The following is a 2,028-nucleotide window of genomic DNA, read 5'->3' as shown; positions in this document are numbered from 1 at the left end:
TGGAAAAGATCGGCGACTTTGACATCAAAGCCGCCAAGGAAAACATTAAGAAAGACATAAGCAATATCGGAGAAGTACTTGCCACCGCTGGAAAAGATGCTGTTAATGGGAATCTCAAGGATTTTTCTGCAATAGGTAAGATCTTCAAATCAAAACCCTCCGAAATTTACCAGCTATACAAGACCTTCCGAAGCAAGTATGAAAGTATACGCAACGCAGGGAATGTGAAGGAAATTCTGATGAGCGTTATTCAATCAACGGATGCAGATGCTGTGTCACGTCTTTTTCAGATAGACGATTATAACATATCAGGCTATATCAGCAATTATNTAAAAGAGTTAAAGGGGCAACACTATAGACAAAGATGGTACATCTATTCCGAAGATAGTGGTAATAAAATTCTCGCTGAATACAAGCCTTCGCATCCGAGGAATACTAATGACAACTCCGCATGGACAGGTTGGAAGTATAAAGAGAATTTTGAAAGAAAGACCACACCGTCTTTCCCCACCCTTTCCCCACAAGAATATAATGAACTCAAAAGACAAGCTGAAATGTCGACAGGTTGGAATGCNGCTCGNAAAAGTCAATATGANCATCAACATCCTGGTCATACCATCACTATTGATTATGCCATGGACTCCTATTCCTACATTATATGGGGCACAGAACGAAGCGTATAGGATGATGGAGGGTTGAAAGGTTGGTAAAGTCGTTAGTTTACAAAGAGTTATGCGTATTTTGATGGTTGAGGCTCCACAAAACGAAACGTTTACATTGGTTTAATTTTGGTTTACATCGAGGGGCTTTTCGTTTACATGAGGCTGGCGAAAGGTTTACATACATAGGGCTGCACGTTTACGCGTGTGGCCTTTTTTTGATGCTGTGTGTGGAAGTGCTTTATACACGGGAGTTTTGGGCGTACAGGGGCTTTGTATGCGCCCTTATTTGAACGGCATGGGAATGGTATCATAACGGTCTTCAAATGAGGTTTGAGGGAAGTTTGGCAGATCGACGAAAAACGAGTAAAAATGGTGTTTTTTGAGGGGTGGATGTTCAGGTGGATGTTCAAAGTGGATGTTCATTTTGCAAAAAGTGGATGTTCAAAACTCCTGCCAAGCCCCCCCCTGTGGGGATATAGCAACAATCCAAAAAAAGGGGGATTGATGCAAGAAACTGACACTATGCGAACAACTTTTGAAAGCCATTTTTTTGCGTAAACCCCTATATATGCAAGGGTTGAAGCCATAGACGGAGGTGTATCGGGGCATTTAGGGAGGGGGGACACCCCACTGGGGGGCGCTTTGCGGTACAGGGGGCTATTTCGTACACTTTCCACCTTTAATAACATGGAAGAGTTCTATCCGACGTTCGCAGCGTGTGAAGAGTGGGCATTGGAGGCAAGCCTTTCTTTTTCAATAGTAAGTTGGCGGATCTGCTCCTTGAGTTGTCCGATTTCCTCTGCTTGTTCTTTGATAGTGTCAAGTAATTCTTTAAGAAATGGGTCTGCGTCTTGTGCTTTCTGCACAGGAAAAAATTTGGATCCGACTTTGCCTTTAGTAAAAACTGTAGTTACGGTATGTTCTCCATCTTCAGGCTCCCCCTCTTTTGGAGCTACTATTGTAAGATCTTTACGAATATTGATAAAATCACCTACTGGCTGGTTCTCTGTTCCAAATAGAATCCACTCTGCCGATATATTCGCATTTGCGCAAACTTTCCTCAAGACTTCATAAGAAGGTTTTCCTTTTCGTGTACCAACAATATTTTCAACCACAGTGGGGCTTACTCCTACTGCCTTTGCAAATGCTCTTTTGTTATTATTGAATAGTACCTTGATGATTGTCTCAAATCTCTCATTTATACTCATATTTTATAAATATTATCATTTGCGAATAAAATATTCGCATTATTATTTTGAATATTCGCAAAAGCGTATTATCTTTGCAGCGTGTTTAATCTTAAACACCGCTCAAAGATACGGAAAAGGGGCGAGATTAACGAATTTAAAGGATTAAAGATTATGAA

At 41.0% G+C, this 2,028-nt stretch carries 1 protein-coding gene; it reads right to left on the bottom strand.

The window, feature by feature from the left end:
* Window positions 1-1,360: 1,360 nt before the first annotated feature.
* On the bottom strand, window positions 1,361-1,870 hold the full coding sequence (locus tag HMPREF9304_RS11870) for a hypothetical protein (RefSeq protein ID WP_036929470.1): 510 nt from the start codon (window positions 1,868-1,870) through the stop codon (window positions 1,361-1,363).
* Between the last annotated feature and the right edge of the window lie 158 nt (window positions 1,871-2,028).

Source organism: Hoylesella timonensis S9-PR14 (genome assembly GCF_000762405.1).
GTDB lineage: Bacteria > Bacteroidota > Bacteroidia > Bacteroidales > Bacteroidaceae > Prevotella > Prevotella timonensis_A.
Note: the sequence above shows the minus strand (reverse complement) of the source record. Positions and strands in the feature narration are given on the sequence as shown.

What these genes read in the sequence shown, in the direction of transcription:
- HMPREF9304_RS11870 (WP_036929470.1), bottom strand. Translation starts at nt 1,870, where the DNA reads ATGAGTATAAATGAGAGATTTGAGACAATCATCAAGGTACTATTCAAT.